Source organism: Paracraurococcus ruber, assembly GCF_004353985.1.
Classification (GTDB): domain Bacteria; phylum Pseudomonadota; class Alphaproteobacteria; order Acetobacterales; family Acetobacteraceae; genus Paracraurococcus; species Paracraurococcus ruber.
In genome coordinates this window covers 1-4,833 of record NZ_SMOA01000348.1, presented here as the reverse complement: position 1 = coordinate 4,833, position 4,833 = coordinate 1, and the positions used below count along the sequence as shown (strand labels likewise).

Genomic DNA, 4,833 nt, shown 5'->3' with positions numbered 1-4,833 from the left:
CGTCGCCGCGCGTGCCGGCGGGCGGGGCCTTCGCCGCCGCCGGCGCGGCCTGCCTCAGACGGCGGTCGGCCGGCCGCGGCGCCGCAGGGTCGCAAGGCCCAGCAGGCCGGCACCGAGCAGGGCGAGAGTCGCCGGCTCCGGCACGGCTGCCGTCCCGGCCGAGCCAAAGGTCCAGTCCAGAATGTCCTGCGTGCCGAAGGCGCCGCCATTGCCGGCGCTGAACCCGACATAGACCTGGTTGCCGAGCAGGGCGTCGATGTTCAGCGTCGCCGTGGCGATCGCGCTGGCCGGCTTGGCCGCCGTGTCGCTGAGATAGACGCTCAGCAGATTGCCGAGCCCGTAGTCGATCCAGGCATACTGCGTCCTGTCGTAGAACAGCGCCTCGGTCAGGCCGCTGGCGGACCCGGGCGGGGCGAAATTGGCGCTGCCGGGGTTCTTCGGGTCGCCCGCCAGGTTGGCCGGATCGGTGCCGCCCTGCACCACCCCGATGAAGCTGGGATCGCGGCCGCGGAACACCACGGCGACGCTCGGGTCCAGCCCGACATAGCCGAGGCCCTGGCCGCCGGCGCCGAGCGCCGAGGCGCCGCCGCGCTGCAGCAGGAAGGTGAAGCCATCCGTCACGCCCAGCGCGCTGTTCGCGTCGCTGGTGACCCTGAAGCTGAAGCTGGTGCTGAAGGACCCGCCCAGCGCGACCGGCGCGGTGCGGAAGGCGCTGCCGGCCTGGCTGTCCAGGCTCGGCACCAGCCGCAGGGCGGTGCCGGACTGCGCCGCCGCGCCGTTCAGCGTCAGGCCGGCGGTGCTGCCGAAATCGCCGTAGGTGAAGCTGGCGGCGCCGGCCGGGGCGGCGCCGCCCGCCAGGGCGAGGCCGAGGAGGACGGCCGCGCCGGCCGCCAGGCGCCGCGGCCTTCGGCCCGGGATCGGATCCGGCGGGAGCGGACCGGTGGCGGGCTGCATCTGCGTTGTCATGCAACGAACCTCCTGCTGGCGGCCTCCGACGAGGCGCGGGTGCCGAACTGCACGGCGCGTGCCAGCAGGAATTCGTTTTTTATTTCAATGGGATGAGGAATTCATGCCAGGATCCGGCCGGGCCGCCGTAAGCCGCCGCGACTCCTGGATTCATGGGAGGCGGCGGGCCCTGCAAGGCCGCCTGCCGATGCCCCTCCGCGCCGGCGATCAGCGCCCGGCGATCAGTGCCCGGCGATGCGCCCGCCGGTCAGCGGCGCCGCGACGCCGGTGGTGCCCGGAAAGGTCAGCGGCAGCCCATGCCAGACCCGCGCCGCCAGCACGCCGAAGGCCTGCGCCTCCAGCGCGTCGCCGTTCCACCCCACCGCCTCCACCGGCCGCACCGGCTGGTCCAGCGCGCCGGCCAGGGCCCGCATCATCGCCGGGTTGCGCCGGCCGCCGCCGGTGACCAGCCATTGCAGCGGCGGCGCCGGCAGCAGGCGGGATGCCGCGGCGACGCAGCAGGCGCAGAAGGCGACCAGCGTCGCCGCGCCGTCCGGCGGCGACAGCTCGCCCGCCCCGGCCTCCTTCAGCGCCCGGTCGAAATCCAGCCGGTCCAGCGATTTGGGCGGCGGCGCGGCGAGGTAGGGGTGCTCCAGCAGCCGCGCCAGCACGCCGCCATCCGGCTGGCCGGAGAGCGAGAGCAGCCCGTCCCGGTCGTAGTCGGTCTGCGCCCGCTTGCGCGCCCAGTCGTCCAGCGGGCCATTGGCCGGGCCGGTGTCGAAGGCGACCAGCGTCCCGTCCTCCCCCACCCAGGTGACGTTGCCGACGCCGCCGAGGTTCAGCACCGCCAGCGGCTTCGGCAGGGAGGCGGCGAGCGCGGCATGCACCACCGGCACCAGCGGGGCGCCCTGCCCGCCGGCGGCGACATCGGCGCTGCGGAAGTCGAAGGCCACCGGCAATCCGGCATCCCGTGCCAGCCAGGCGGCGTCGCCCACTTGCCAGGTGCGCCCCGGCGCCGCATCCCCCGGCCGCTGCGGCCGGTGCAGGATGGTCTGGCCGTGGAAGCCGATGAGGTCGGCTTCCTCCCCCAGCGTCCGCGCGACCTCGGCCCGCAGGGTCGCCACCGCCTCGGCATGCCGCGCGGTCAGGCGGCGGACGCAGTCGGCCAGGAAGGGGTCCTCCGGCGGCAGGCCCTCGGCCAGGTCCAGCAGCCGGCGGAGGTCGCGGCGCAGGGCCGGGTCGTAGGGCAGCGTCAGCGCCGGGCCGATCTGGCCGATCGCGCTGCCATCCGTCTCCACCCAGGCGGCGTCCACGCCGTCCAGGGAGGTGCCGCTCATCAGCCCGATGGTTCTAAGCATCCCTTCCCTGTGCTACGGCAGCGCCGCCCTGCCAAGGGCAGGCAGACCCGCCCGCGCCAGGCCGGCGCGGGCCAGACCCAGGATCGGACGGCGAGGACGATGAGCGGCCCCGAGAGCGACTTCCTGCGCGCGGCGCAGGAGCGCGGCTACATCCACCAGGTCACCGACCTGGCGGCGCTGGATGCGAAACTGCGGGCCGGGCCGGTCAGCGCCTATATCGGCTTCGACGTCACCGCCGACAGCCTGCATGTCGGCCACCTGATGTCGATCATGCTGCTGCGGCTGTTCCAGCGCACCGGCAACCGCCCCGTGGTGCTGATCGGCGGCGGCACGACGAAGGTCGGCGACCCGTCCGGCAAGGACGAGGCGCGGCAGCTGCTGACCGAGGCGATCATCGAGGCGAACAAGGCCGGCATCCGCCGCAGCTTCGCCCCCTTCCTGGCCTTCGGGGAGGGCGCGACGGAGGCAGTCATGCTCGACAACGCCGCCTGGCTGGACGAGCTGCGCTACATCCCCTTCCTGCGCGACGTCGGGCGGCATTTCAGCGTCAACCGCATGCTGACCATGGACAGCGTGCGGCTGCGGCTGGAACGCGACCAGCCGCTCTCCTTCCTCGAGTTCAACTACATGCTGCTGCAGTCCTACGACTTCCTGGAACTGCACCGGCGGCATGGCGTGGCGCTGCAGATGGGCGGCAGCGACCAGTGGGGCAACATCGTCATGGGCGCCGACCTGGTGCGGCGCATGGCCCAGCAGGAAGCCTTCGGCCTGACCACGCCGCTGCTGACCACCGCCTCCGGCGCCAAGATGGGCAAGACCGCCTCCGGCGCGGTCTGGCTGAACCCGGACCGCCTGGCGCCCTACGACTACTGGCAGTTCTGGCGCAACTCCGAGGATGGCGACGTGGAGCGCTTCCTCGCGCTGTTCACCGACCTGCCGATGGCGGAGGTGCGGCGGCTGGGCGCGCTGCGCGGCGCCGAGATCAACGAGGCGAAGAAGGTGCTGGCGACCGAGGCGACGGCGCTGCTGCACGGCGCCGAGGCCGCGCAGACGGCGGCCGAGACCGCCCGCCGCGCCTTCGAGGCGGGCGAGGCAGCGGAGACGCTGCCGAGCATCGCCCATGCGCTGCCGAGCACGGTGGTGGACCTGCTGGCCGCAGCCAAGCTGGTGGGCAGCAAGGGGGAGGCGCGGCGGCTGGTGGCGCAGAACGGCGTGCGGCTGAACGACGCGCCGGTGACCGACCCGCTGCAGCCGGTGACGGCGGCCGACCTGCGTGACGGCGCCGCGAAGCTCAGCCTCGGCCGCAAGCGCCATGTGCTGGTGCGGGCGGGCTAGGACCCGTCAGGCAGGGCCAGGCGGGTCTTTGACGCCCTGGGTTCGGCCGCACCCGCGTCGTATCCCAGGTCGAAAGACCCCTCGCCAGACGCCGCCGAGCGGATGCCGGCACGGCGGGATCGCCGCGATGCGCGATCCGGCGCCGCCCCCGACGAGCCGGGCCGGCTTGCGCGGTCGGACGGGCTGACGGCGGGTAGCTCCAGGCCGGGGCGGCGCGGCGGTGTCCTGGCGTTGGATTGCCCGCCGGGGACAGGCCGCCTGGCGGGCCGGAGCGGCGTTGACGCGAACGCCATCGCCCACCTCAGGCGGCGCGCAGCCCGCCCAGCAGCCCCTCCAGCCCATGCCGCAGCGCCGCATCCTGCGCGGCGACCGCGGCGGTCGACTCCCGCAGCTGCCCGATCGCGTCCGAGGTCGCCTCGGCGCCGGCATTGACCTCGGCGATGCGGGCCGAGACCTCGTTGGTGCCGCGCGCCGCCTCGGCGACGTTGCGGGCGATCTCGCGCGTCGCGGCGCCCTGCTCCTCGACCGCCGCGGCGATGGCGGCGGCGATCTGGTCCACCTCCCCGACCACCTCGGCGATGCCCTTGATGCCCGCCACCGCCTGGCCGGTCGCCGCCTGGATGGCGGCGATCTGCGCGCCGATCTCCTCGGTCGCCTTCGCGGTCTGGCCGGCCAGCGCCTTCACCTCCCCGGCGACCACCGCGAAGCCCTTGCCGGCCTCGCCGGCGCGGGCCGCCTCGATCGTCGCGTTCAGGGCGAGGAGGTTGGTCTGCGACGCGATCTCGCCGATCAGCCGCACCACGTCGCCGATGCGCTGCGCCGCCTCGGCCAGGCCGGCCACCGTGCCATCGGCGGCGCGGGCATCGCCGACCGCGCGGCGCGCCACCTGCGCCGCCTGGCCGACCTGGCGGGTGATCTCGCCGACCGAGGAGGCAAGCTGTTCGGCCGCCGCCGCGACGGTCTGCACATTGCCGGTCGCCTGGTCGGCGCCGGCCGCGGCACCGCCCGCCTGGTCGGCGATCCGGGCGGCGGTGCGGCCCACCGCGCCCACGCCATCCTCGAGCGTCGCCACGGCCGTCGCCAGCTGGCCCGCCACGGCGCCGAGGTCCCGTTCCACCCGGTCGGCCAGGGCAAGCCGGGCCCGCTGCCGCTCGGCCGCCGCCGCCGCCTGTGCCGCCGCCGCCTCGGCCTCCAG

The 4,833-nt window shown here is 75.0% G+C and carries 4 protein-coding genes; 1 reads left to right on the top strand and 3 read right to left on the bottom strand.

From position 1 onward, the window contains the following. Positions 1 to 54: 54 nt before the first annotated feature. On the bottom strand, positions 55 to 966 hold the full coding sequence (locus tag E2C05_RS28705) for an L-type lectin-domain containing protein (RefSeq protein WP_133223050.1): 912 nt from the start codon (positions 964 to 966) through the stop codon (positions 55 to 57). Between the two features lie 221 nt (positions 967 to 1,187). Continuing rightward, positions 1,188 to 2,303 carry an anhydro-N-acetylmuramic acid kinase gene (locus E2C05_RS28700; RefSeq protein WP_133223049.1) on the bottom strand — a complete coding sequence of 372 codons (1,116 nt, stop codon included), beginning with the start codon at positions 2,301 to 2,303 and terminating at the stop codon, positions 1,188 to 1,190. Between the two features lie 99 nt (positions 2,304 to 2,402). On the opposite strand from E2C05_RS28700, the gene tyrS reads away from it, so the two are divergent. Beyond that, on the top strand, positions 2,403 to 3,638 hold the full coding sequence (tyrS, locus tag E2C05_RS28695; protein WP_133223048.1) for a tyrosine--tRNA ligase: 1,236 nt from the start codon (positions 2,403 to 2,405) through the stop codon (positions 3,636 to 3,638). A gap of 301 nt (positions 3,639 to 3,939) precedes the next feature. Here tyrS and E2C05_RS35270 read toward each other — a convergent pair. After that, the coding region (locus tag E2C05_RS35270; RefSeq protein WP_275670520.1) for a methyl-accepting chemotaxis protein at positions 3,940 to 4,833 on the bottom strand (894 nt) is incomplete at its 5' end.

Bases quoted from the DNA above. Each gene is read 5' to 3' on its own strand.
- E2C05_RS28705 (WP_133223050.1), bottom strand. From the start codon at position 966: ATGACAACGCAGATGCAGCCCGCCACCGGTCCGCTCCCGCCGGATCCG.
- E2C05_RS28700 (WP_133223049.1), bottom strand. From the start codon at position 2,303: ATGCTTAGAACCATCGGGCTGATGAGCGGCACCTCCCTGGACGGCGTG.
- tyrS (WP_133223048.1), top strand. From the start codon at position 2,403: ATGAGCGGCCCCGAGAGCGACTTCCTGCGCGCGGCGCAGGAGCGCGGC.